General features: G+C 53.6%; 27 protein-coding genes and 1 tRNA gene. 18 read left to right on the top strand and 10 right to left on the bottom strand.

The genetic code is table 11. The features are described 5' to 3' along the window. On the top strand, positions 1–1,044 hold the full coding sequence (locus ACP9M6_RS13815; RefSeq protein ID WP_427452038.1) for an enoyl-CoA hydratase/isomerase family protein: 1,044 nt from the start codon (positions 1–3) through the stop codon (positions 1,042–1,044). Then, a complete protein-coding gene (mmsB, locus tag ACP9M6_RS13810) occupies positions 1,041–1,922 on the top strand; it encodes a 3-hydroxyisobutyrate dehydrogenase (protein ID WP_427452037.1) in 882 nt (293 codons plus the stop codon). Before ACP9M6_RS13815 ends, mmsB begins: the two co-directional genes overlap by 4 nt. Positions 1,923–1,987: 65 nt before the next feature. On the opposite strand, the gene ACP9M6_RS13805 is transcribed toward mmsB, so the two are convergent. Then, positions 1,988–2,620, bottom strand: coding sequence for a hypothetical protein (locus ACP9M6_RS13805; protein ID WP_427452036.1), 633 nt, complete (start codon positions 2,618–2,620; stop codon positions 1,988–1,990). A gap of 178 nt (positions 2,621–2,798) precedes the next feature. Here ACP9M6_RS13805 and ACP9M6_RS13800 point away from each other — a divergent pair, with 178 nt between their 5' ends. Continuing rightward, positions 2,799–3,197 carry an Lrp/AsnC family transcriptional regulator gene (locus ACP9M6_RS13800; RefSeq protein WP_427452034.1) on the top strand — a complete coding sequence of 133 codons (399 nt, stop codon included), beginning with the start codon at positions 2,799–2,801 and terminating at the stop codon, positions 3,195–3,197. Here the strand turns inward: ACP9M6_RS13800 and putA are convergent. Together putA and ACP9M6_RS13790 are read right to left on the bottom strand one after the other, a co-directional pair. Then, on the bottom strand, positions 3,194–6,529 hold the full coding sequence (gene putA, locus ACP9M6_RS13795; RefSeq protein WP_427452033.1) for a bifunctional proline dehydrogenase/L-glutamate gamma-semialdehyde dehydrogenase PutA: 3,336 nt from the start codon (positions 6,527–6,529) through the stop codon (positions 3,194–3,196). The two genes, ACP9M6_RS13800 and putA, sit on opposite strands and share 4 nt — an antisense overlap. A 149-nt stretch (positions 6,530–6,678) precedes the next feature. Then, positions 6,679–7,728, bottom strand: coding sequence for a PLP-dependent cysteine synthase family protein (locus tag ACP9M6_RS13790; protein WP_427452031.1), 1,050 nt, complete (start codon positions 7,726–7,728; stop codon positions 6,679–6,681). Positions 7,729–7,832: 104 nt separating this feature from the next. Between ACP9M6_RS13790 and ACP9M6_RS13785 the strand changes: the two genes are divergently transcribed. Both ACP9M6_RS13785 and ACP9M6_RS13780 read left to right on the top strand, forming a co-directional pair. Then, positions 7,833–8,312: an Lrp/AsnC family transcriptional regulator gene (locus tag ACP9M6_RS13785; RefSeq protein ID WP_427452029.1), complete on the top strand. Its 480-nt coding sequence runs from the start codon at positions 7,833–7,835 to the stop codon at positions 8,310–8,312. Positions 8,313–8,315: 3 nt separating this feature from the next. Then, positions 8,316–8,729, top strand: a complete 414-nt coding sequence (locus ACP9M6_RS13780) for a PaaI family thioesterase (RefSeq protein WP_427452027.1) — start codon at positions 8,316–8,318, stop codon at positions 8,727–8,729. Between the two features lie 677 nt (positions 8,730–9,406). Here ACP9M6_RS13780 and ACP9M6_RS13775 read toward each other — a convergent pair. Then, entirely contained in the window at positions 9,407–9,775 is a 369-nt protein-coding gene (locus ACP9M6_RS13775) for a hypothetical protein (RefSeq protein ID WP_427452025.1), read from the bottom strand. Between the two features lie 154 nt (positions 9,776–9,929). Between ACP9M6_RS13775 and ACP9M6_RS13770 the strand changes: the two genes are divergently transcribed. Next, on the top strand, positions 9,930–10,292 hold the full coding sequence (locus ACP9M6_RS13770) for a metalloregulator ArsR/SmtB family transcription factor (protein ID WP_427454794.1): 363 nt from the start codon (positions 9,930–9,932) through the stop codon (positions 10,290–10,292). A gap of 18 nt (positions 10,293–10,310) precedes the next feature. Here ACP9M6_RS13770 and ACP9M6_RS13765 read toward each other — a convergent pair whose 3' ends face one another. The 4 genes from ACP9M6_RS13765 to ACP9M6_RS13750 form a co-directional block, all read right to left on the bottom strand. Next, entirely contained in the window at positions 10,311–11,252 is a 942-nt protein-coding gene (locus tag ACP9M6_RS13765) for an electron transfer flavoprotein subunit alpha/FixB family protein (RefSeq protein ID WP_427452024.1), read from the bottom strand. Beyond that, complete coding sequence (locus ACP9M6_RS13760) at positions 11,252–12,001, bottom strand: electron transfer flavoprotein subunit beta/FixA family protein (protein ID WP_427452022.1); 750 nt, start codon at positions 11,999–12,001, stop codon at positions 11,252–11,254. Before ACP9M6_RS13760 ends, ACP9M6_RS13765 begins: the two co-directional genes overlap by 1 nt. A gap of 109 nt (positions 12,002–12,110) precedes the next feature. Next, positions 12,111–12,827, bottom strand: coding sequence for a TMEM175 family protein (locus ACP9M6_RS13755; protein WP_427452020.1), 717 nt, complete (start codon positions 12,825–12,827; stop codon positions 12,111–12,113). Between the two features lie 14 nt (positions 12,828–12,841). Then, the gene (locus ACP9M6_RS13750) at positions 12,842–14,347 is read right to left on the bottom strand and encodes a hypothetical protein (RefSeq protein ID WP_427452018.1); all 1,506 of its coding nucleotides are present in this window, start codon (positions 14,345–14,347) and stop codon (positions 12,842–12,844) included. 109 nt (positions 14,348–14,456) lie between these two features. Here ACP9M6_RS13750 and ACP9M6_RS13745 point away from each other — a divergent pair, with 109 nt between their 5' ends. Then, entirely contained in the window at positions 14,457–15,230 is a 774-nt protein-coding gene (locus ACP9M6_RS13745) for a M48 family metallopeptidase (RefSeq protein WP_427452016.1), read from the top strand. Positions 15,231–15,252: 22 nt separating this feature from the next. Beyond that, on the top strand, positions 15,253–16,176 hold the full coding sequence (locus ACP9M6_RS13740; protein ID WP_427452014.1) for a glycosyltransferase family 2 protein: 924 nt from the start codon (positions 15,253–15,255) through the stop codon (positions 16,174–16,176). A 45-nt stretch (positions 16,177–16,221) separates the two neighbouring features. Here ACP9M6_RS13740 and ACP9M6_RS13735 read toward each other — a convergent pair whose 3' ends face one another. Both ACP9M6_RS13735 and ACP9M6_RS13730 read right to left on the bottom strand, forming a co-directional pair. Beyond that, positions 16,222–18,078, bottom strand: a complete 1,857-nt coding sequence (locus ACP9M6_RS13735; protein ID WP_427452012.1) for a transglycosylase domain-containing protein — start codon at positions 18,076–18,078, stop codon at positions 16,222–16,224. Between the two features lie 272 nt (positions 18,079–18,350). Then, positions 18,351–19,085, bottom strand: a complete 735-nt coding sequence (locus ACP9M6_RS13730; RefSeq protein WP_427452010.1) for a Bax inhibitor-1/YccA family protein — start codon at positions 19,083–19,085, stop codon at positions 18,351–18,353. A 125-nt stretch (positions 19,086–19,210) separates the two neighbouring features. Between ACP9M6_RS13730 and ACP9M6_RS13725 the strand changes: the two genes are divergently transcribed. The 10 genes from ACP9M6_RS13725 (at position 19,211) to ACP9M6_RS13680 (ending at position 24,755) form a co-directional block, all read left to right on the top strand. Further along, complete coding sequence (locus tag ACP9M6_RS13725) at positions 19,211–20,257, top strand: aldo/keto reductase (RefSeq protein ID WP_427452008.1); 1,047 nt, start codon at positions 19,211–19,213, stop codon at positions 20,255–20,257. A 6-nt stretch (positions 20,258–20,263) separates the two neighbouring features. Next, complete coding sequence (thpR, locus tag ACP9M6_RS13720) at positions 20,264–20,818, top strand: RNA 2',3'-cyclic phosphodiesterase (protein WP_427452006.1); 555 nt, start codon at positions 20,264–20,266, stop codon at positions 20,816–20,818. Positions 20,819–20,883: 65 nt separating this feature from the next. Beyond that, positions 20,884–20,970, top strand: a tRNA-Leu gene (locus ACP9M6_RS13715). 178 nt (positions 20,971–21,148) lie between these two features. After that, on the top strand, positions 21,149–21,520 hold the full coding sequence (locus ACP9M6_RS13710) for an Arm DNA-binding domain-containing protein (RefSeq protein WP_427452004.1): 372 nt from the start codon (positions 21,149–21,151) through the stop codon (positions 21,518–21,520). 40 nt (positions 21,521–21,560) lie between these two features. Beyond that, positions 21,561–22,349 (top strand): tyrosine-type recombinase/integrase, encoded by a 789-nt coding sequence (locus ACP9M6_RS13705; protein WP_427452002.1) that lies wholly within the window; start codon positions 21,561–21,563, stop codon positions 22,347–22,349. A gap of 129 nt (positions 22,350–22,478) precedes the next feature. Beyond that, positions 22,479–23,105, top strand: coding sequence for a hypothetical protein (locus ACP9M6_RS13700; RefSeq protein WP_427452000.1), 627 nt, complete (start codon positions 22,479–22,481; stop codon positions 23,103–23,105). Positions 23,106–23,240: 135 nt separating this feature from the next. Continuing rightward, positions 23,241–23,447: a helix-turn-helix transcriptional regulator gene (locus ACP9M6_RS13695; RefSeq protein WP_427451999.1), complete on the top strand. Its 207-nt coding sequence runs from the start codon at positions 23,241–23,243 to the stop codon at positions 23,445–23,447. Between the two features lie 8 nt (positions 23,448–23,455). Further along, a complete protein-coding gene (locus tag ACP9M6_RS13690; RefSeq protein ID WP_427451998.1) occupies positions 23,456–23,890 on the top strand; it encodes a hypothetical protein in 435 nt (144 codons plus the stop codon). A gap of 62 nt (positions 23,891–23,952) precedes the next feature. Beyond that, positions 23,953–24,336, top strand: coding sequence for a hypothetical protein (locus ACP9M6_RS13685; protein ID WP_427451996.1), 384 nt, complete (start codon positions 23,953–23,955; stop codon positions 24,334–24,336). Positions 24,337–24,353: 17 nt separating this feature from the next. Then, complete coding sequence (locus ACP9M6_RS13680) at positions 24,354–24,755, top strand: hypothetical protein (RefSeq protein ID WP_427451994.1); 402 nt, start codon at positions 24,354–24,356, stop codon at positions 24,753–24,755. Positions 24,756–25,417 lie beyond the last annotated feature (662 nt).

The raw sequence follows: 25,417 nt of genomic DNA, 5'->3' as shown, positions 1-25,417 counted from the left end.
ATGACAGATCAGATCATCACGCGAAAACGCGGCAATCTCGGCCATATCACGCTGAACCGTCCTGAAGCGTTAAACGCGCTGACGGAAGAGATGTGCATGGCTATCACGGACGCCCTACAGGCTTGGGCGACAGACGCCGAGATCGGCGCCGTCCTTGTGGACGGGGCGGGGGACCGCGCTTTTTGCGCCGGCGGGGATGTCATCCTACTGCATGATAGCGGCAAGGCGGGCGATGACCGTGCCGAGCAGTTCTGGCGCACGGAATATGCGCTGAACGAGCTGATCAAGACTTATTCTAAACCCTATATCGCCCTGATTGACGGGTTCGTCATGGGCGGCGGAGTCGGTCTCTCCGTGCATGGACGGTTGCGCGTGGCGGGCGATAATACGCTCTTTGCTATGCCTGAAACAGGGATCGGATATTTCCCGGATGTGGGCGGCACTTATTTCCTGCCGCGCCTGGGGACAGCCATAGGGAACTGGCTGGGTCTGACAGGAGCGCGGTTGAAAACTGCCGATACCTGCGCCGTGGGTGTGGCGAATGCCTACATTCCGACGGATAAACATAATGATTTAATTGAGGCTTTGGCAAAGGCTAAACTCGATGGGTCTGATCTGGCCGTGGCAACGGTGATGAAAGATTTTGTCCGTCGCCCCCCTGTTGCGGAGCCGTTACCTAACGCGCTGTCCTGTTTTGAAAAAGAGACCGTTCCGGCGATCTTGAAAGCGCTGGATGCGGACGGGTCAGACTGGGCGTCCAAACAGGCCGCAAATTTGCGGAAGAAGTCACCTCTGGCTTTGGCCGTTACATTGGAAGCGATGCGGCGTGGCGCGAAGCTCGATTTCCGAACGGCAATGGCGCGTGAGCTGGACTATTCCCTCGGATTTCTAAAAACGCAGGATTTCTATGAAGGTATCCGGGCGCAACTCATTGATAAGGACCGCAATCCGAAATGGTCCCACACGGAAGGTGAGGTCACAGACGCGCAGGTTGGTCGTGTGTTGGGGCGGTATGCGATGAACGAATTGGAGTTCCTGTCATGACAACCATCGCTTTTATCGGGCTCGGCAATATGGGCCTCGGCATGGCGGCAAACCTCGTAAAGGCGGGGCACAATGTTCTGGCTTTTGATCTTTCACCATCAGCTCAAAAAGCGGCTAAAAAATCAGGTTGCGTGATCGCAGTATCCATTAATGAAGCTGTCAAAGATGCTAGTGCAGTTGTGATGATGCTGCCATCTGGCGATATTGTTAGGAAGGTTTGTGAAGACGTCTTTTTCTCATCTGTACCAGGAGCGTTAGTGATTGATTGTTCTACGATTGATGTGGAAACCGCTAGAGATATGATTTCAAAGGCGAAAGCTCAATTAATTGATATGATCGACGCGCCCGTTTCCGGCGGAGTGGGCGGTGCGGCAGCGGGCACGCTGACCTTTATGTGTGGCGGAACGACGGAGGCGTTTGAACGCGCGCGCCCCCTACTCGATATCATGGGTAAGAACGTATTTCACGCCGGTGATGCAGGGAATGGGCAGGTCGCCAAGATCGCGAATAATATGCTGCTCGGCATCCATATGATCGGCACCTGCGAAGCGTTTAACCTGGCGGAAAAACTCGGTCTGGATGCGCAGACTTTCTACGATATTTCCTCCACCGCTTCGGGTCAAAATTGGTCCATGACAAGTTACTGCCCCGCCCCCGGTCCGGTCGAGAGCGCACCGTCAAACCGCGATTACAAACCCGGTTTTGCTGCTGCGATGATGCTCAAAGATCTGCGACTAGCACAGGAAGCCGCACAATCCGCGAAAGCCGCCACACCGCTCGGCGCACAGGCCATGGCGCTCTATGCGCTGATGGAAAGCGCGGGCGAAGACGGATTGGATTTCTCAGGTGTGATGAAACTGATCAATGGCTCGCTGTAGACTTTGACGAATAAAAAAAGCCCCGATGAAAATCGAGGCTTTTATTTAGATGCTGTTTTATTTGGTTAAGCGGCTTTGCCGACTTTTTCCTGTACGGGCGGCACTTCCCAATCACCGGGCATTTTTTTGAAGTCGAAGAACGGCGTCGTGTCGTTTTCTTCAATGGCTTTCTGCACTTGGGCGTAGAACCCTTCGCCGGCCATTTCGGAAAATGTGATTTCCATATCGCGTTGCTCTGATGCGTTACGCGGACGTTCGCAATATTCCGGGAAAGTCGCTTCGCCCGCATGACCGGACGCAAATCCTTTGGCGAACATCTGTTTCAGAATGCCAAAGCCGTCATCCTGAATGATAACGTCGCCGCGTGGATGTCCACCCAGCGTTTTCATGTGGTCGATAAATTTATCGAGGCTGTAACAATCATAGGCAACATGCTGACAGGAGTGATCGCCGTGCTTGTCGACAAAGGCCGTGACCTGTGACTTCTCTTCACGATCAATGCCTTCGATCAGGGCAATTCCGAAATTCCCGTAATCAATGCACCAGATTTTCATGGAGGATTTGCCATCCGGATTTACATCGTCAATCCGCTTGATGAGTGTTCCGCCCTCAACTTCGATATGGAACCAAGCCCATTTCTCGATTGTCCCCGCTGCGCAGGCATAGGTGACGTGATCAATACTTTTAAGATGTGACATGTTTAGCTCCTGTTTTCCTAAAACACTATATCAGGTTATATGCGCGATTATTCTGTTAATTCGTGCCCATAATGATTATAGAGTGCAGGATTATTGTATTTAAACTTAAAAAATAGACGTTTTCATGCTTACCGAAATTGATAAAAAAATCATCCGTGAATTGTCAGGGGACGGTCGGATGAGTTGGGTTAACCTCGGCGCGGCTGTCGGATTGTCGCCCTCGGCTTGCCAGAGACGCGTGGAATCCTTGCAAAGCGCGGGGGTTATTCAGCGTTTCACCCTGAAGATTAATCCTGAATCCGTCGGGCAAGCCATACATGCCATCGTCCAAATCAAAGTCGAGCGACAGGATGTCAAAACGGCGCAAATCTTTCGGAACCGACTGTCGAGCTATGCTGAGATTAGCGGATTTTACAAACTCTCCGGGGCCGTTGATTATTTAATTCATCTTCACGTTGCCGATATTCGGGCGCTGTCTGATTTCCTCGATAATCGTCTTCTCGCGTTGGACGGTGTCGTCGATGCCAGTTCCGCGATTGTGTTGGCGGAGCAGCCTGTGGGCTATCTCCCGGCCTAGCCTTCTCCCGCCAAGAGCGCGGCATTTCCGCCACTGGCCGTTGTATCAATGCAAACGTGAACTTCCGTCGTAACCGCCCATGTGACATCCCGCGTTGTCGCGAGCGGCAGGATCGGGCCGTCCCGTCTCGCCAAAGCTATACGGGACGCTCGTCGTTCCGCCTCCTCGCTCCAACGCACAACGGCCGCAAACCCCGTGAGTTGTTCAAGGTGGTCTGGGTCTAATCCGGGAAGGGCTACACCCCGTCCGCCTGCACCTTCGACAAGGAGCATTTGCTCTTCGACATCCGGTCCGAGGCAGAGAATTTTCCCGCGCGCATAGCGCGTCAGGCGGTTGCTCTCGCCCGTCGGCCCGGGGCAATCCAGTGTGTGGAGCGGATGAAAGGGCAGGGACGGGGCGGCGTCGATCACGGCCTGCGCATCTTTAAGGCTCATCGTGTTTTGCGTTTCTTCAGGCAGGGTCACGCGGTCGAAATTAAAAAAGCGTGGCAAGTAATCCGGACCTCCGGCCTTTGGTCCCGTTCCGGACAGGCCTGATCCGCCAAAAGGCTGGCTGCCGACAACCGCGCCGATCTGGTTGCGATTGACGTAGATATTCCCGACGCGCAGCGACTTCGTCACCTCGTCCACGCGATTATCAATGCGGGTATGAAGGCCGAATGTCAGCGCGTAATTACGATCATTAATGTCTTCCAGAATGTCATCTAAATCATCCGGATCGAATTTAATAACGTGGAGAACGGGCCCAAAAATTTCCTGTGTCACATCCTTACGACCCTCCACTCGCAAGAGTGTCGGTTGAATAAAATGGCCCGTATCGGGCAGGTCACAGGATTGATGGATGACGTCGGATCCGGCGATATATTTGGAAAATTTCGCGCGGGCGGCCTCATCAATCACGGGCCCGACATCAGTTTCGCTCAGCCACGGCTCGCCGAGTTTCAACTCATCCATGGCTTCGCACAACATTTTGAGGGTCGGCTCGTAAATATCTTCTTGGAGGTAGAGCACGCGCAGCGCCGAGCACCGTTGCCCCGCACTCTGGAACGCGCTGGCAATCACGTCATTGACAGCCTGTTGGGGCAGGGCGGTGCTGTCCACGACCATACAATTAATACCGCCCGTTTCCGCGATGAAGAGCGCTTCAGGTGAGAGATTTTCGGCAACGGATTTGTGAATAATCTTTGCGGTCGCCGTACTGCCCGTAAAGACAACACCGTCCGCGCGCGGGTCGGATGTCAGCGCCGCGCCAACCGTCGCGCCTTCACCCGGCAGGTTTTGCAGCGCCGTTTTCGGGACGCCCGCCTCATGCAGGATGTCGACAGCCAGTCCCGCGATGAGCGGGGTGGCTTCGGCGGGTTTGGCGATGACCGAATTGCCCGACGCCAGCGCTGCCCCGATTTGGCCGAGGAAAATTGCGAGCGGAAAGTTCCACGGCGCAATCGTAACAATTGTTCCACGTGGAGTACCCTCGCGCATCTCCGCCTCATCCGCATAATAGCGCAGAAAATCGACAGCCTCGCGCAATTCCGCAACAGCATCTGCGGCTGTCTTTCCGGCTTCCCGCGCCAGTAATGCGAAGATTTCAGCGTGTCGCGCTTCCAGCGCATTTGACGCTTCCCGCAAGGTCTTGGCCCGCTGATAGGGCGAGGCGTCCCACGGTTTTGCCCCCGCAAAGGCGGTCGCGGCTTGTTCCTCTGTGGCGAAGGTCACCGTGCCGACTGTGTCAGTCCCATTGGCGGGATTGATGATATGTGTCGCCGGACCGGATTTGGGCAGGCGCTTCGCGATTTGCGGTTTGGCTGTCCATGTTTTGGTTTCAAAGGCGGCGCGGTCTGCGAGAAACTGCTCCAGCTCCTGTGGGTCGTTCAAATTCCAGCCGCGGGAATTCTTGCGCGGGTAGAAGATATCTTCAGGTTTGCCAATAATCGGCGTTTCCTGCGTCTCGAACGGATCGGCGATGATGGCCTCTATCGGCACATCCTTATCCGTAATCTGCGAGACAAAGGACGAGTTCGCGCCATTTTCCAATAACCGTCTGACGAGATAGGCGAGCAGGTCTTTGTGAATGCCCACGGGCGCGTAAATCCGGCAGGGCAGCCCCGTCTCCTTGCGCAGGATTTCATGCAGGGCATCACCCATCCCGTGCAGGCGTTGAAATTCGAATCCGCTCTTATCCTCACCCGCCAAGGCCAGAACCGTCGCCGTTGTCAGCGCGTTATGCGTTGCGAATTGGGGATAAAGCCGGTCCCGCATGGAGAGGAGCTTTTTGGCGCAGAGCGCGTAATTGCGATCCGTTTCCGATTTCGTCTCAAAAACAGGATAGGCCGCGTGCCCGCCAACTTGCGCATGTTTGATCTCGCCGTCCCAATAGGCTCCTTTGACGAGGCGGATCATAAAGTGACGTTCTGCCTCTTTCGCGAGTGCGTAAACCCAATCAATCGTGGCTCCCGCGCGCAGACCGTAAGCCTGCACGACCAGACCAAGTCCGTCCCATCCGGCGAGGTCGGGATCGCGGGCGAGTGCCTCGAAAATATCGAGCGAGAGGTCCAACCTGTCGGCTTCCTCGGCGTCTATATTTAATCCCATGCCCGCTTCTGCCGCGACCGTCGCAATCCCTTTCAGCCGCGGGAGGAGTTCCGCCATAACGCGCTTGCTCTGCAGGGTTTCATAACGGGGATGCAGCGCGGAAAGTTTGACTGAAATGCCCGGATTGTCGTGGATGGAGGACGAGTTGCAATAGGGCGTGAGCGCTTTGGCCGCCTCCAGATAGCTGGACTCATAGCGCCGCGCATCGGGTGTAGAAATCGCGGCCTCGCCCAACATGTCAAAGCTGTAGCGATAGCCGGAGCGACGGTTTTTCAACGCATCCTTGATATCTTCGCCGAGGACGAATTGCTTGCCCATTTCGCGCATGGCCTGCCGCACGGCGGTGCGGATGACGGGTTCGCCCATCCGTTTGACGAGATTGCGCAAGGTCTTGACGACGCCACGGCTGTCATCCGTGTCCAGAACTTTCCCCGTCAGCATCAGCCCCCAGGTCGAGGCGTTGACGAGGGCAGACGAGGACTTATTTAAATGCTCGCCCCATTTTGACGGTGCGATTTTATCCTCAATCAGGGCGTCCATCGTCTCCGCATCCGGCACGCGGAGCAGGGCTTCGGCGAGACACATAAGGGCCACGCCTTCCTCTGTCGACAGCCCGTATTCGCCGAGAAATTTTTCCATCAATCCCGGATCGGAGTCGTTTCGCAGCTGTTCGACCAAGTTCTGGGCGCGATATTCTGCATCTGCCCTTATATCGGGTGAAAGGGAGGTTGAAACTTTGACCATTTCGTTACCTGTAAATCCATAATTTGATCGAATATTGCCGCTCAAATTGATTGGCTTAGGTCCGACTTAAACCATGATATCAGAATTTGGCCATTTTAATTTATCCGGAAATATCTTGAGGACGCAAAATTATTTTCTGCTGGGGTGAGCTAAAGAACGTCATACCCTAAGAGCGTCACATCCGATGATAAATAGCCTGCTTTTACAGGCTCAATCTGCGTCAAATCCGTCGTCAGATATTTTTTATTATCGTCACAAAAAATGGTAACAACAGTGTCTGCGGGGTTATCCCGTTTCAATTTCAGCGCCGCGATCAGGTTTGCGCCCGAACTTATCCCGACGGCCAGCCCCAATTCTGCAGAGAGCTTCTGCGCCATGATGATCCCGTCGCCATCATTGACGCAGACAATGTCGTCCAATGTATCAAGGCAGACAATCTCGGGAATAAATTCATCGCTGACGCCTTGAATGCGGTGCTTGCCGACCTTGTAACCGGTCGTCAGGGTCGGCGATTCCGCAGGCTCCATGGGATGTATTTTCGTTTCAGGGCAGAGCGCGCGTAGCGCTGTTCCAACACCCATAACGGTTCCGCCTGTGCCGACACCCGCCACGAAACGATTGGGACAACGCCCCAATTGACGTGCGATTTCCGGTCCCGTGCCTTTGCAATGCGCGTTACAATTATCAGGGTTGGAAAATTGCCGCGGCAGAAAGACATCATTTCGCGAGCGCGCCAGATCTTCCGCCATTGCGATGGATCCGAGAAAACCGCCCTCGTCATGACTGACGAGGACGACCTCTGACCCATACCCACGCATGAGGGCTATTCGCTCAGCACTCATCCAATCCGGCATATAGATACGGACGGGATGCCCTAAAGCGCGCCCCAGCGCACATAAAGCGATGCCCGCATTGCCGGAGGTGGCCTCGACGATCATATCGCCAGGCTGTAACGCACCCTTCAGGTAAGCCTGTCGCAGGACTTCCAGCGCCATCCGGTCTTTTATGGACCCAGAGAGATTGAAATATTCCAGCTTGGCGTGAATTGTCCGGTGCGTGCCCTTATCCTCTAGATGCACCGCGATGAGCGGCGTATTTCCTATCAGCTTATCCAGGGCGGAGAAGAGCGGCGGAAGGGGTTTGACCTTGCTTGTCTCCAAACGGTTTATGTTTGTTTCTAATGTATTGACGTGACGCATTTTTAGTCTCCGCCTGTTTTTTACCCAATCCTGCGTCGAAAATTCACGCCTAAATTTTATTGAATTGAGCTGACACCCTTAAAAAATTTCGTTATTTTGTTAAGATGGCCGAAGACTTTCATACTCATGACGTTAAGATTTTAGAAATCCTCCAACAGGATGCAACGCGCTCGCTTGAGTCGATTGCGGATGAAATTGGGGTGTCTTTGAACACGTGTTGGCGTCGTGTCCGGCGGTTGGAAGATGATGGCGTTTTGGAGCGCCGTGTCGCGCTGATCGATAATGAGAAGGTCGGCTTGCCCCTGACAGTTTTCGTATCTGTACGGACAAGCGACCATTCCAAAGGCTGGGCGGATCGGTTCACCGCTGCCGTTATCGATATTCCGGAAATTGTAGAGTTCTACCGCTTGGCCGGTGATGTGGATTACATCCTGAAAATGATGGTTGGAAATGTCGCCGATTATGACCGCGTCTATCAGAGCCTGATTGCGAAAATCGGCCTATCCGATGTCTCGGCCAGTTTCGCGATGGAGAAATTAAAATTTACGACGGAACTCCCCATTCGCCAAAAATTGAAAGCTTAAGTCATGACCTTTACTGATCTTAAGCTCACTAACGCTTTCTTCCGCGATAATTTTATTGGACCTAAATCCGATCGCCCAACTGTAACTGTGATGCGCGACGGCTTTGCAGAGGTAACACTGCAAACAGGTCGGCAACATAGTCGTCCCGGCAATATGGTCTCCGGTCCGACGCAAATGGCACTCGCGGATACAGTTGCCTATGTCACGATTTTCACAAAACTGGGCATAACGCCGATGGCCGTGACGAGCAGTTTGAACGTGAGTTTCCTACGTCCTTGCATTGGGCCAAGTATGCGAGCGGAAGGGACCTTAGTGAAACTTGGGCAAACGCTCGGCGTAACGGATGTTCGAATTTTCGGGGAAGGGCGCGATGCGCCCAGCGCCATCGCGACGGTGACTTACGCGCTACCGAAATAAAGCCAAGCGAAAGCTGCGACCGCCCATCTTGGGGTCGGCAGGAATTGGAAAAGAAGGGACTGTCCGCGTGGGGCCTCCAGCGAAGGAGGACCAAGGGGTAGGTCTTTCATCTTTGTTTTACGCAAGAGGCCAAGCGCGTGAGGTTTGTTGAGAGGTCGGCGAAACCGTTACATCTTCCAAATCTCAGGCCCTGTCGGTTGTCAATCGACAGAGCCATTACACTGCCACGCGGCGATGGTTTACAGATAACGGCCTTACTTGACTGCGAATGTTTCAATCCGTCAGGCACTCGAAATCCGGTTCCCCGATAGAGCTCTCACACCCTACCGATAAACACACCGTCTCTCAGGTCCAGCAGGTGAGCTCCTACCTGTCCCTGCCTGAAAGAACGAGAGTAAATATGACACAGGTCTTATAAGTGCTGGAGTATTCTTTTTATAAACGGGGATCGGGGACCAGATTTCACGCCTTAGAACCCAATGTCATCCCGCACGCAGCGAAGTGGAGATGCGGGACCTATCGCCTAATCACCCAAGCTAAAGCCCTGAAAACGTTAGGTCCCGCATCTGCGCCCTGCGGGCTGGTGCGGGATAACGGATGAGAGTGACTTTAAGATATCCTATAGTCCCGAATATGAGGATAGAGTTCCAAATAAACGCGGATTGTCCCCATTTTCCCTATGTCATTAGTGGGTTTTTTACCGGGTCTTTCGCCATTTGCGCATATTTCTGTAGCGCGAACATCAGGCCGAAATGCATAACGCCCAAGACAATTGCCATCGCGCCAATCTTGGTGCTGAGGAATTCCAAACCCTGTGCCCAATTTGTCGGACCTGTGCCTTCAATCCGCATCGTGTAGGCGATGTAACCTATATTTATAAGATAAAAGCCGACGAGGAGCATTTGATTGATCGCGTCGGCGAGTTGCGGTTTGTCTTTGTAATTTTCCAATAGAAATATACGGCCATTGCGATTGAGGGTCCGTCCCACCCAAAATGTAATGCCGAGGCTGACGCCGATATAGGCCAGGTAAGTCGTTCCAAGCATGAGAGTCTCCCTTGCGAATCTCTATGTATTTGTTAGTTAGCTAAAAAGCTAAACGTTACTTATCTCCATTTAGATGTTTCGTCAATTAGCTAAATAACTTTTTATGCTGTAGCAGATATTCATATTTGCCGGACCTGAAATAGAGTGGATGATGATGGATAAAATTTTCTCGGCCCTGGCTTCAACGCCCCGACGTCGCATTTTGGCCTATCTCTCCGCGACGTCCATGACGGCGGGGGAGATTGCCGAGCGGTTCGAGATCAGTAAACCGTCTCTCTCTAAACACCTCTCTGTGCTCGAAAATGCAGGATTGGTGAAGCGAGAGAAGAAGGGGCAATTCGTCCATTACTCCCTGATGCCCGATAATTTGACAAATACGCTCCACGGTTTCGCGCAACAGGTCTGCCCGCAGGGCGGTCCGATTGTGAAGGAATCCAAGCGCATTGCGGAAGAGCGGGGCGAGATCGCGCCGAAAGTAGGCATAAAAAAAGCCCCGCCAACTGGCGAGGCTTTATAATCTTCTTAAAAGCTGGACCTAAACGCCAGCCTTTTCCAACTCGGCTTCGAATTCCGGCAGCGCCTTGAACAAATCTGCGACTAAGCCGTAATCCGCGACGGAGAAGATCGGGGCGTCTTCGTCCTTATTAATCGCGGCGATGACTTTGGAGTCTTTCATGCCCGCGAGATGCTGGATCGCGCCGGAAATGCCGACGGCGATGTAGAGTTCGGGCGCGACGGATTTACCCGTTTGACCGACCTGCCAGTCATTCGGGACAAAGCCCGCATCGACGGCGGCGCGGGAGGCCCCCATCGCCGCGCCGAGTTTATCGGCAATGCCTTCGAGTAATTTGAAGTTCTCGCCACTGCCCATGCCGCGACCGCCGGAGATAACCGTTTTGGCGGCCGTTAATTCCGGACGATCAGATTTGGTCAGTTCTTCGCTGACAAATTCGGATTTCAGATCACCGATATTGGCAGCAGAATCGGACGCTGACGCGGACCCGCCTTCACCTGCGGCGGCGAAGGCCGTTGTCCGCACGGTGACGACTTTCTTGGCGTCTGTGGATTGCACCGTGGCCATGGCGTTACCGGCATAGATTGGGCGCACAAATGTGTCCGCGCTTTCCACGCCTGTGACGGAGCTGATTTGCTGCACGTCGAGCTTGGCCGCAACGCGGGGCATATAGTTCTTATGCGTGGTTGTGTCCGGCGACAGCACGGCGTCATAGCCGTCCATCAGGCCGACAACGACGACTTCCATCGCTTCCGCCAATTGACGCTCAAGGCTGTCATGATCGACGCCGAGGACAGCGCGGACGCCGTCAATTTTGGCGGCGGCTGCCATGACATCTTTAATGCCTTTACCCGCGACGAGGACATCAATATCTCCGCCCATTTTTGCGGCGGCGGTGACGGTTTTATGGGTCGCGTCTTTCAGGGACGCATTGTCATGCTCTGCAATTACGAGGACAGCCATTATAGTACTCCTGCTTCGTTTTTGAGTTTATCGACGAGCGCAGCGGCGTCCTCGACCTTGATACCGGCTTCGCGCGCGGCGGGCTCCGTGACTTTTAGCGTCTTGAGGCGCGGTGTTGTGTCGACGCCGTAATCCGCCGGTGTCTTCGCCTCAATCGGCTTACGCTTGGCCTTCATGATATTTGGCAGTGACGCATAGCGTGGCTCATTCAGGCGCAAATCGGTCGTGACAAGGGCGGGCATTTGCAGCTTTACCGTCTGCAAGCCGCCATCAACTTCTTTGACAACAGTCAGCGCGTCACCGTCCTTAGACATGGAGTTCGCGGCAGAACCAATCGGCCAGTCGAGAAGCGCCGCAAGCATCCCGCCCGTGGACCCGTAATCATTATCAATCGCCTGCTTTCCGGTGATGACGAGGTCTGCGCCCTCGGCTTCCGCGACGGCTTTCAGGATTTTTGCGACGGCGAGTGGCTCGAGGTCGTCATCCGTTTGCACGTGAACGCCGCGGTCCATGCCCATGGCGAGACCCGTCCGGATGGTTTCCTGCGCTTTTGCCGGCCCGATGGAGACGACGATGGTCTCTGTCGCTGTACCGGCCTCTTGCAGGCGTACGGCTTCTTCGACGGCAATTTCGTCAAATGGGTTCATGGACATTTTGACGTTGGACAGATCAACGCCGGACTGGTCGGGCTTCACCCGCGCCTTGACGTTATAATCAAGCACGCGCTTGACCGGGACTAGGACTTTCATATGGACTTCCCCTTCTTGAGGATTGGAGGATTGAATTCTTTGAACATCATATGCGACGCGCAGACGAAGGTTTCAAGGCGCAGGGGGCGGCCAATTCGCGCAGGTCGGCCTACGAATCTGAATGTGCGACCATGAGATGTTTGGAGGGGTAGCGCTTTTCTGCATACCAATAGGCCAGAAAGAAAAATGTGTGGAAGATCCCCGCCAGGGGATAGAGCGGCGACCAATAGGCCATGACCGCCGTGAAGAGCGCGATGGCGCATTGGCCGTAGCGTGTCGCCCGCATCTGTTGGGTCAGCGCCAGTTCGAAGCCGTTGAGGGCCAGCAATTCCGCTTTCTTGAGGATATGACCGTACATGAGGGCAAAGATCAGGAAGGCAATCGCGTAGCCGAGGCTGAAAAAGGCCACGAATTCTCCGGCGATCTTGAGGCTCATGACGCCCATGCCGACGGATCTGTCAATGTCTCCCGTCATGAAAGCAAAGAGCGAATCAAAGGCAAAGCGGAGGGGGTAGGCCATGAACAGTACGACGAAAATCAAAATTGCATTCAGGAAAATAATCGTCTTGTCCGCCACGCCGTAGCGCCGGAAGAATGTGTAATGGCCGTGCCAGAGTCCCAGAAGTACGGCGAAACCGAGCGCTGTCGGGAAGACATTCCAGAGGAATTGCCGCAATCCGGCAATATCCCGCGGGGCATCCACCCCCGTAATCAACATGCCGAGCGCAATCGCGAAGACAATATCAGACAGGTTTTCAATACGCGTGACATTGGTCCCGCGCCAGCGGAAATCCGGATCGTGGTCCAGCCCTTTAAAATCGTCCAATGCCCCTCGGATCATTATTCAGTCGGGGCTTGCGATGCGGAAAAACCGAGCGTGTCCGGATCAATATCTTCGCCTCCGCCAGAAATCAGTGGGGTGAGGGGGAAGGGTTCCGGCGGGTTGGCCTCTATGGTCAGTGTTCCGCCATTTTTGACGAAATCTGCGAAGGCGGCGGTGGTTTCAGAATAGACTTCGGCTTGCACATCATTCTGCGCGGCGAGGGCTGCGCCGAGGACGGCGACACCCAGCATGCGTTTGACATTCTTCTCCGACTGGCCCGTCATCTCCGACGCCAGTTTCAATCCACGCGTCGTGATGGAATTATCCTCCAATGTGATCCGCATGGAGCGGAGTTTCAGTGGGTCATAGGCGGCGAGCGGGTTCTGGCGCAGCTCCAGATCGGTCATCCCCTTCATCGTCTCGACCATATCGTTCAGCCCTTCGGCGGAATATTCGAAATTTAGGCGAAAGGCGTCATCCATGATGAGGAGGCCGTCGGAGACGGTGAGGGAGTCATCGCGTTTGTCCAGCGTCGATTCTGAGCTGCCGGAGAATCGCATGGACTCGAAACCGAGGGTTTTGAGCTGCTGATATATCCCCGCCGTGTTGGGTTTCTGACCCATTTCCGGCTTCAGATTGATCGTTACGGGTTTGAGGGTCTGGACCACGGACACGACATCGCCATTTTCTGTCGCCTGTCCTTCTATACCCTGAAAATTGACATCGAATTCCGGCGAGGCCAGTTTTAGCTGCCCCACGACAAATTCGTCATAGGGCTTTTTCATGAGGGTAAAGCCGTCCAGCACGGACCCGACAACGCCGGAGGTCGAGACTTGCGAAGCGTCCAGACCACCCACGGCGAAATTCCGCGCGCTCATGCCGTCAAATGTCAATTCCAATCCGTCTGCACCGTCCTGACTCGCAAAGCTCACCTTTAAATTCTCGACCATCATATCGGCAAGACCCTGAAGATCGTTTTCGCGTGTTTCGCCCCAGGCTAGCGTGTCCAGCTTGCCCGTAAAGCCCTCGCCTGTCACGGTCGCGCCCGTCAGGGAAATACCGCCAAAACCGATATTGCCCTCCTGACTGCCGGAAATGGGCCCCAGCATGCCGCCGACAATTGCGGCGGCCGCATCCGGTGTCGGCTCGCTAATGTTCAGCGTCTCGAAGTTGAAGGTGACATCCTCGTCGCGGATCATCGCGTTGCCGAGGTCGAGGCGGTCATAGCTTGGACCTTCATCCGTCATGGCCGCGCAGTGGAAGGTCGCGAGATCGGCGGTAAATGCGTCGATGGACGCCGTCTCGTCACGCACTTTCAGATCGCGGTAAGTCACCGTCGCGCCGTCAATCTCCCGCGCGGCAAAGCTCACACCTGATTCGCCATTTTCACCGAGGCCGAGTCCCGCAAGTGCGCCAAGGGCTTCCATCTCGTCTGTTTCGCAATTTGCGAGCTCGAAATGTTTCGAAAAGACCCGGGTGTCCGCACGGTCAAGGTTGAGCGCGGCCATTTCATTGGACTTCAACGCACCTTGCCCCTTGTCGGCGCGGTTGCATCCCCCCACTATCAGTAAGGTGGAGAGCGCGACTGCGCTGACCGATATTTTCAATAAGGATGGCTTTGCAAAGAGCATTATGAGCGGCTTTCTAAATAGCATTTTCAAATCGGACGATAGCACGGGCGGACGCCCCGACAAGTCGGATTTCCCATTACGAGACAGTCAGGATCCGCGCCTGCTCTATGTGCTCTCGGAGCGGGCCAAGCGGATCACATTAAAGGTGAAAGCCAGTGCTCGCGAAGTCCATGTCGTCGTACCGGGCGTGCGGAGTTTCCCGAAAGCTCGAGAATTTGCGGCGCAACAACGCGATTGGATCGATGTTCAATTGGAAGCCCTACCGCCGCCGCAACCTTTTGTGCCGGGGGAGAGTATTCTGTTTCAGGGCAAACCCTACCGTCTCGTCTGTCCGCCCGGCCGGGGACGTGCGCGTGTGGATCGTGTGCAGCAAAAGATTGTCGTACCCAGTCCCGATGGGGAAAGTTTCCCCGGTCGTGTCCGCCGTTTCCTCATTCGGGAGGCAAGAGCCGAACTAGAGGCGGCGTCCCATCACTATGCCGAACTACTCGGCAAGCGCGTCGGGAAGGTTAGCGTGCGCGATACGGAAAGCCGCTGGGGGTCCTGCATCACGCGTAACGGAGAAGGGCATATTTCCTATTCCTGGCGGCTCATTTGTGCGCCGCCGCAAGTCCTCGAATATGTCGCCGCCCATGAATGCGCCCATATGATCGAGGCCAATCACAGTGCCGCGTTCTGGGGGGTTTGCGACAGAATATTTGATGATGTAAAGGGTGCTAAACGCTGGTTGAACAAGAATGGTGCTCGACTCCACGCGGTTGGCGCTCTATTCTAAAAAAAACGCAGGGGTGCGAGAAATGTTATCCATAGTTCCAAGATTATCCATAATCGTTATATTTCATGATATGGCGCGTGAGGCCAAACGCACGCTGGCGACGCTCTCCCCTGAATATCAGATTGGTGTGAGCGAATATGATTACGAAGTGATCGCCGTTGATAATGGGTCGTCCACGCCTCTAACGGAAGAATTCGTCAACGGATTTGGAGATAATTTCACCCTCATTCATTATGAAACCGATCTGCCTTCTCCGGCGATGGCTGTGAATGTCGGCGTCAAACATGCGCGGGCGCCCTATATTGCACTCGTCGTGGATGGAGCGCGGATGCTCAGTCCTGGAATTGTAAAAGCCAGTCTCGATGGGCTCATAAATGTGCAACTCTCGACGACTATAGGTGCCCGGCCTCTTATTGCCGCATTAGCTTGGCATTTAGGGCCGGATGTTCAAAATCTTTCGATGCAAACCGGTTACAATCAATCTGTCGAGGACGATCTGTTATCGTCAATTGATTGGCGTCAGGATGGCTATCGCCTTTTCAATATTTCCACACTGGCGGATTCTTCCGTCAAGGGGGTGGGCATCAGTTTTCCGACAGAATGTAGCTGGGTCGCGCTTGGCCGGGAGCATTTTTTGGAGGTCGGAGGATATGACCGCCGTTTTGTCTCTCCCGGTGGAGGTTTGGTCAATCATGAATTTATTGAACGGGTCTTTAATGTACCGCCTGTTGCACCCATAATTTTGAATGATGAGGGAAGCTTCCATCAATTTCACGGTGGTGTTGCGACAAATGTTTTGCCTGAGAACCATCCTTGGGAGAGCTTTCACCAAGAATATCAGTCAATTATCGGAAAAGGGTATAATCCACCCCCCTTCCCGGAACCGGTTTTATGGGAAACCTATGAGAGAGATGCGCCGGAAGAACGCGCAAGGCTCGCGTCTTAAATATTGGCCGTCTGACTATAAGCTAGGGCAAGTGGCCTGGCCGCTTTAGGGTAGACGAGTTTCGAGCTGGTCCAGCAAACTATTTAACTGTGCATCTTTTCGCGCCCAATCCGGCTTGGTTGAGACGGGCAGGCGGGCTTGTGGTGTTTCCGGTAATTGTGCGGCCATGGTGTCTGCGAAAATCATGGCGGGGATATTGCCGCCCGTGACGCTTTGCATCGGCGAGTTATCATCATTTCCGACCCAGACCGATGTCACGCGGTCAGGGGCATAACCGATAAACCAAGCATCGCGGAAATCATTCGTCGTGCCTGTTTTCCCAGCAATCACATGGTTTTGGAGCTGGGCGCGACGGCCCGTTCCGCGTTCGACCGTGTCGACCATCATATAGTTCATATCGCCAATCTCCTGCGCGCCGAGGACGAGAGCGCCGCGCGGGGCGATGCGGTCATAAAGTGGTGTCCCGTCCGCTGTGGAAATCGAAAGAATGCCATGGGCTTCGCGTAAGGTTCCCCAATTCGCAAAGGGCAGGTAACTCTCTGTCATGGCGAGTGGGGTCTGCCCCTGTGCGCCAAGGGCGAGACTGCGATAAGGTTTTAGACCTGTCAGGCCGAACTGCTCCGCCGTTCCGATGACAGAGTCGCGCCCGATGTCTTCGCCCAGTTCCACGGCGACCGTGTTCAGCGATTTGGCTAGCGCGGTTGTCAGCGTTACTGTGCCGAGATGCTCCTCCGTGAAATTTTCGGGACTCCAACCGTCAATGTCGATGGGCGCATCAAAGGCTGTGTCCCATGGCGTTTTGCCGGAGCGCAGGGCAGCCAGATAGACGAAGGGTTTAAACGCGGAGCCGGGCTGGCGGACCGCCTGTGTCGCGCGGTTGAATTGCGACTGACCATAATCCGCCCCGCCGACCATGGCGCGGACACCGCCCGTCCCATCAAGGCTGATCACCGCGCCTTGTGTCGCGTTTCGGTCCATATCAAGATGGGCGAGCAGGGCGCTTTGCGCTGCGATCTGTGCGTTAATGTCCAATGTGGTGCGGATAACTATGTCCTGCGTCGGGATGCCGATATGATCTTCCAGATCGGCCCAGATCCAATCCGCGAAATATTGTGCCCCCTCCGTATCCGTTGGACTGTGGATTGTGATCGGATCGGCTATCGCTGCGGCGAGAACGCCATCCTCCAGCAGGCCTTGCCGTTGCATGGCGTCCAGCACGACTTCTTGACGCCTTTTCGACCTTTCGAAGTTGGCGACGGGATTGGCGGAAGACGGCGCGTTCAACAAGCCTGACAGTATGGCTGTTTCCGCGAGTGTGAGTTGCGCTGCGGGCTTATCGAAATAACGGTGGCTGGCGCTCTCAAGGCCCCAGGCACCACTGCCGAAATAAACGCGGGAGAGATACATCTCCAGTAACTCATCTTTTGTGAAATCGCGTTCCAGCCAGATGGCCAGCAGGGCTTCCTGTGCCTTGCGGGACATTTTCTTGTCAGAGGTCAGGAAGACATTTTTGGAGAGTTGTTGAGTCAGCGTGGAGCCGCCCTCAACATAACGCCCAGCCTTGATATTCTTCACCATGGCGCGTCCGATGGCACGCGGGTCTATGCCCATATGATTGCGGAAACGACGATCTTCTGTCGCGAGGATTGTCATGGGAATGTGAAAGGGCAGGGCGTCCAGATCGACGGGGCGTTCACTGCTGGCGCCGCGGACCAAGACGTCGCGGCCATTGCGGTCAAGGATTTGCACAGAAACGGGACGTTGCTTCTCCCAAAGGCGTTTCGGGTCGGGCATGTCTTTCGCGGCGACGGCGAAAATTGAGAGGAGGCCCATGCCACCGAGATAAGCGCAGGCGATACCGGCGATGGCTGTGTTTTTTAGCAATGTCCGAGAAAGACGCATAGCGGAGGGAATAGCCGTTTCGGCATTAAGGGTGTGTTAAACATGTGTGTTTGGAATCACCTCCTCGCGGGGTGATGGGAATAATGCAGGCGGCAGCCTGCTCCTGTTCTATCGGATTAATGAAGAGCGCCTGCCGGCGCGCATGTTTTCCCCTCACCCGCCAATTCGCTACACTCATGGCGACCTCTCCCCGGGAGAGGTAATATCAATCGCAACCCAATAAAAAACCCGCCACAAAGGGCGGGTTTCTCTATTCATATCTCTTCCGAAAATCAGTCGCGACCGAAGAGGCTCATAAGGATTTGGAACATGTTGATGAAAGTCAGCAGAAGCGACGCGGCACCGAACGCGCTCATTTTTCCGAGCATCGCGGCATTGCCGGCCATGCTGTAATAGATACGCTTCAAGTTCTGCGTTTCCCATGCTGCAATAACGGCGATAGCTGCAAGCGCGATGATATTGATTGCGATGCCGAGTGGGCCACCTGCTGTCACGCTGAGCGCTGGTATGAACATGCCAAGCACAGCTAGGGCGATATAACCCATAAAGGCAGCGACAGCATATTTGATGATCGCGTTCAGATTAAACGAGGTCGTGTAACCGAATAGGCTCAACGCGCCAAACATAGCGACCGTCATGAAGAAAATCTTCGCAACGACATAGGGGTCATAAAATGCAGTGGCATAGGCCGACATGATGAGGCCCATAAAGGCTGCAAAGCCGAAGAGGAACGTTAGCACACCGCCCATCGACATAGAGGGAAGCTTGCGTCCGACGGCACCAAACCCGAACATGATAATACCAATCGTGGCAATCGCCGTGATCGGATTATAGATCAGTGCGCCAAGCGCCGGGTTGGCCATAATGGCTTGGCCTGTGAAATAGGCGACGATGGCTGTGACCGCCATGGCCATAGCCATATAGCGATAGGTACCCAACATGAAATCACGTAGGCCGGCATCCGTTGGCGCGACGGCGCCGGTGGTGCGTGTATTAAAATCGTTCATGACATCTCCTTGAACATGACATTTTGACCGTTGCGACGGTGTTAGCGTCTATATAGTAGTTTTTGCACGCGAATACAAACATTCCTCATTATACTTAATTGTCACAGCTCTCATAAGGAAAACCTATGGAACTTCGTAAACTCGGTCGGACAGATATAGAGGTGACCTCGGTTTGTCTCGGCACGATGACATGGGGCAAGCAGAACACAGAAGCCGAAGCGCATGATCAGTTGGATTATGCCCTGGACCGGGGCATCAACTTTATCGACACGGCGGAAATGTATCCCGTCCCCGGCGAAGCCAAGACGCAGGGCCGGACGGAAGCGTATATTGGAACATGGATCGCGGCGCGCAAGAACCGCGATAAATATGTACTGGCCACAAAAGTTACAGGCCGATCCGGCATGACATGGTGCCGTGACGGGGATGTTGAACAGACTCGCCATACGCCGGAACAAATTGACGAGGCGGTCGAAAACTCCCTCCGACGTCTACAAACCGATTATATCGATCTCTACCAACTTCACTGGCCGGACCGCGATATGCCGGGTTTCGGATTTGATAGTTATTACGACTATGATGCGGGCGAGATGACCCCGCTGGAAGATATTCTCGGTGCACTTTCCCGTCATGTTGAAAAGGGCAATATCCGACATATTGGCCTGTCCAATGAGACAGCCTGGGGCACGATGAAGTTTTTGGAACTGGCTGAACGGTTGGCCCTTCCGCGGATGGTGTCAAACCAATGCGTGTATAACCTCATTGCAAGACGGTTCGATTATGACCGCGCCGAAATCGCGATGCGTGAACAGGTGGGCCTACTGGCTTATTCACCGCTAGCCATGGGCGTGTTGACCGGAAAATATGATAATAGTGCGACACCGAAAGGGTCTCGCGGCGATCTCTTCCCGCAATTTATGACGGGCTGGCAAAATGCGGAAGCGGCCTATTTGGATTGCAACACGACAGCCCGGAAGTTGGGCCTGACGCCAACACAGTTTGCGTTGAAATTTGTCGAAACCCGTGAATTTTTGACCAGCAATATTATCGGCGCGACAAGCCTGTCTCAGTTGGAAGAGAATATTGCGGCCCATGAGATAGACTGGACGGACGATATGGAACGGGAAGCCCGCCGTATCCACAAAACCTATCGCTGCCCTGCCAGTCGCTAGACTTTAATGAAACTCTTCGCCGCCATTTTCCTGCCTGAAAAAATCGCGCTTGATTGCACGCGCGAACAGAAAGGTGTGGCAGGCGCGCGCTGGGTCAGTGAAGAGAAGCTGCACATCACGCTTGGTTTTTTTGGTGACGTGGATGCGGACGGAGCGGAACTATTGGACCAAGAACTCGGTAAACTCCGCATGGGCAGTTTTGAATTAAATCTTGAGGGCGGTGGGCATTTCGGGAAAACGGAACCGCATGCGATTTGGGCGGGCGTGTCGCCGTCGCCGGAACTTATCCGGCTCAATACCCATTGCCGCCACGCCGCCCGCCGCGCAGATATCCAGATGGAAGCCCGCAAATATACGCCCCACGTGACGATGGCCTATATGAAGCCAAAATCCCCGCTCGACCGGATCATTTCTTTTGAGCAACGCTTGGCGGATTGGAGCACGCGGCCCTTCCTCGTCGACAGTTTCAGCCTCGTCTCCAGCCATACAAAAAAGCGCGGACCGAATATGTACCGCGAAGAAGCCACATTCCCCCTATTGGGTGAGGGTGTGGCACCGTAAGTTTCGCACCTTTCCCCGCTTGACGATAGAGCAGGGCAGGGTTAAACGCCCGCTTCCAATGACGTGCCCAGATGGCGGAATTGGTAGACGCGCTAGCTTCAGGTGCTAGTGTCCGTATGGACGTGGAGGTTCGAGTCCTCTTCTGGGCACCATTTAGACTTCCGATAAAATCCGAAGATGTCCGATAAACCCTAGTAAATACGCGGTATTGGGGATATATCTGTCCGAAGCCGTCCGATACGACTTTTCCAAATCCGACCCCATTGGGGGTTTATTCTGGGGGTGTAATTTTAAACCGCCAGTGCGCTGGGGGGCGATTTTGGGGGTTTGATGCCATTTACCGTGGCAAAAATGAAATCGTTGAAGCCAAAGGTCAAGCCTTACAAGGTTTCAGACTATGACAGCCTCTTCGTATTGGTTACGCCAAACGGTTCTAAGCTTTGGAAATTCAAGTTTCGTGTAGACGGCAAAGAGAAGAGCTTGTCCCTAGGGAAATATCCAGCCGTTACACTGAAGAGAGCCCGCTTTCTAAGAGATGAGGCGCGAAGGCTTCATGCTGAAGGCGTTGACCCAGCGGCTAAAAAGCAAAAGGCCAAAGCGAAAAAGGCCGTCGTGTCAGAACATACCTTCGCAAAGCTCGCTGAAAAATTTCTCGCGAAACAGCTCAAAGAAGGAAAATCCGAAGGGACCATAAAAAAATAAAGAATGGCTTTTACGGCTGGCGATGGATGATCTGGGCGATATGCCGATCAATGAAATCAAAGCGCAAACGGTCCTGAAGACGTTGAAGAGGCGCGAAGCGCTGGGGCATTATGAAACCGTGCGCCGCTTACGATCCACGATTAGTGCCGTGTTTCGCTATGCGGTGGCGTCTGGTGTTGCCGAGACTGATCCGACCTTCGCTCTGAAAGACGCGCTCATAAAGCCCACGGTGAAACACCATGCGGCCATTACCGATGAAGATAGGTTGAAAGAGTTTCTAAGGGCGCTGGATAGCTATGGCGGTAAGGCTGAAACCAAAATCGCCCTAACCCTTCATATTCTATTCGCGTCGCGACCGGGCGAAATTCGTAAAGCGCGATGGGAGGAATTCGACTTTGAAGAGCGGGTTTGGAATGTCCCAGCGGAACGGATGAAAATGCGGGCGGCGCATAATGTGCCGCTATCAAATGCCGCCTTGGCATTACTGGAGGAGTTGCGAGAGCTGACAGGTTGGGGCGCTTTGCTCTTTCCATCACTTAGCTCTGCTGAGAAACCAATCAGCGAGAATACACTCAATCAGGCTCTAAGGCGTTTAGGCTTCAGCGCGGAGGAAGTCACATCGCATGGTTTCAGAACAACATTCTCAACTTTCGCAAATGAGAGCGGTTTATGGAGCGGTGATGCTATTGAGGCCTATCTCTCACATCAGGACAAAAACGCGATTAGACGAATCTACAACCGCGCGGGCTATTGGGATGAGCGTGTAAAGATTGCCGATTGGTGGGCGGCATATGTCGAAGAGTTGCAAAGCAAGACAGACTCAACTTAACAGTTCTACATCTGATATAAGGGGTGTGATTTGAAAGCGATCGATTATTGGCGTCTCGCGGATGAGTTGACAGTTGTACAAGGCGCACTTCTGATATGCGGTTATGACCCTTCCGAGCTTCAATAAAAAATGGGCTATGGCTCTAAAGAAAAGCCAGTCGGATATGTGGCAGTGAAGCATGCATTAGGGAGTGCCGTTAAGGCGAAAATTCTCCAAGGCAGAGAAGCGCACGTGGTAAACCCAAACGATGGAGAGTATTATCCAGATGATGATCTGGCTTTGATAAGGGTTGACGCGATTAAGGATTGGTTGCGTTCTAAAGGAGTCGTCACTCATTTCTTTTTCTTTCCTGAAGAACCTGAGGGAGAATTTTTAAGTTCCCAACACCCTCGCTACTCTCCTAAGTTGGCGGCGGCGATACGAGCTTGGCAAGCGATGGAAGGGAAAGACTTAAAGGGGAAAACCCCTAAGCAATCTGTTATAAAGTGGTTGCGCCTTCATGGTGCAGATTACGATTTAACAGATGATGATGGGAAACCACTTGATACCGTCATCGACGAGATTGCCAAAATAGTGAACTGGAAGCCGCAAGGTGGAGCGCCTAAGACTCCAACTGGTGCAGGTTCTACAAAACCTACTGGAGTTTCGAAGGCTCTAGCGGCAATTGATCAAAACTTCCAAGTCACGGCGGAGAAAAAAATAGATTCGATAGAAAAATTGACTTTGATTTGGATGCAGAAATTCCATTTTAAGTGATTGTATTTAAGAGATTATTTTTATCCCTGAGAGTTATTCGGTCGAAAGGGTGTGACGGGTTTTCGTAACCTACCCAGCTATTAAACCTGCCAGAATTGTCGATCTTGATGTGACCAAATCACATGGAGACCGCATATGTCCGACAATCCCGCATTCCCCCAAACTGGCCTAGTCCGCCTCTCTCAAATCCTTTCTCCGCGCGGTCCTATACCCGTTTCTAAGTCCACGTGGTGGCAAGGCGTAAAAGATGGGCGCTTTCCCCAACCTCAAAAGCTGGGGCCGCGCACGACCGTCTGGCGCGTCGAAGAGATACGGGCGCTTTTCGAAGCTGATGACGCGTAGGGCGTCCCGTGAGTCTGTCCAAAGACTATCAGCGGGTGCGATCCCATCGACCCTATACGATTGTGACGCTGGCCGAGCTTTTGGAGGTCAATCCCGCAACTATTCGGCGCTGGATAAATTTGCACGGGTTGGACGTTGCCATCACTAACACGCGCCGCCCCATCATTCTGAATGGTGCGAAGATCAAAGACTGGATGAAGGCCAGACAGGTGGCCAAGCGCAAGCCTTGTGGGCCGAATGAGATGTATTGCGTCCGGTGCAAAGTGCCGCGCCAGATCAAGGGCGATACGTTTCACATCATCCAGCGCAATGCGTCCAAGCTGACCGTCAAAGGCGATTGTAAAACATGCGGTTTGACCCTTCAGCGGTTTGGGTCTGTGGCCAATCGGGCGGCGTTGGAAGCCGTTTTCTGTCCAAAACGGTCAGACAATCCAGCGGCGTGACCTGCACTTATAAACATTCCCCATTCACCCCTTACATGCTCACTTGGCGAAAGGTCCAACGCATGACTGAAACGAATCCCAATAATGACCGCCTGAAGCTCGACTGGATGGAAGACCTGAAAATCCGACAAGCGGACTCCACCATTGATCAAAGACTGGCCGCGCTAGCCCAATATGAGGCCGCGACGGGGTGGGCCGATCTTGCCAGTATCGACCGTGAAAAGGTCAAAGCCTATCTGGACGCCTTGCGGGCAACACCGACACGGATGCGGACGAAACAAGCCAAGGTTCGCCATGTGCGCGGGTTCTTTGACTGGATGATTGCCGATGAACGTTTGCGCCCGAAAAAGGTCCGTAAGGCGCTTCTAAGCCTTCGCCTGAAGGATACTGAAATCCGCGCGGGCATGCCGTCAAAACGGCAAATTATGCGACGGTCGAGCAAATAACGGACACGATCCTAGCCATGCCCAGCGCCAGCGCCGTGGACCGTCGCAACCGCGCCTTGCTGGCCTTCACCCTGTTATCAGGTGCAAGAGACGGGGCCATCATCACTATGAAAGTGAAACACGTCCTATGGGCTGAGCGCGAAGTCCTGCAAGACCCGAATGAGGTGGCGACGAAAGCCAGTAAAATGATCGCAACGTGGTTCTTCCCCGTGGGGCAGGCCATAGAGGATAAGGTAGCGAGCTATCTCGCCTATCTAAAGGATGAGTTGGGTTTTTTGCCCGACGATCCGCTTTTTCCATCTACTCGAATGGGGCAAGATGATCAGGACAATTTTGCGCCGATTGGTTTATCAAAAACGCATTGGGCCCGCGCCGCGCCGATGCGCAAAGTTTTTAAAGATGCATTCACCGCGCGATGATGGGGATTGGAAAGGCGTCAAAGGCCGATCCGACAATGGCTGACATTGCCGCCATGGTTGAACACGCCGTGGCAAGGCGTTTTGATTAGGGGCAGGGGTGAATCTTTGCGGATTTTTCAGACGGACATCTACGCAAAAACACGAATTCCAGAATTCTTCTACGACCAGTGATGTGATTGTGATTTTAGGCTGGACTGGCAGGCCAGAACGACATCGGATCGGTTGCTCAATGAGTAACTTTCTTATTTTGGGAAATTGGTTTTTCGTTTCTACGTTGACTCCGAAATTTACCTTGTGTTAACTGTAGGTCATCTGGGGGGCGATTAAGTTATGGGCAAAGCAGATTGTTTCTGCATTATACCTAAACGGAATTTCTCTTCATTTTAAATTTTCATCTTCATGATGTTCGAATTTTTCGATCTATCAGAAGAAGAAGTTTCACCCTAATTTGAAGGGGTGACGGTGCGCAAATTTGGGGCTGGATACATGCGAAATAGTTTTTTTAAACCCGATATAATTCTGCCTTTCCCACTTTTCGGTCCTATCCCGTAGGACTTTCAATATGTGGGGCGCTCCAAAAATTATCTTAAATACCGGATGTGGTCGCTTTGCGGCGCTGCCGCATAAACTCGGCTGGCCGCAAAACTGCCATTTGCATTTTC

Origin of the sequence: Litorimonas sp. WD9-15 (assembly GCF_050271975.1) — a bacterium.
GTDB lineage: Bacteria > Pseudomonadota > Alphaproteobacteria > Caulobacterales > Maricaulaceae > Litorimonas.
The sequence above is the reverse complement of the archived record's forward strand: the minus strand, read 5'-3'. Positions and strand labels throughout refer to the sequence as shown.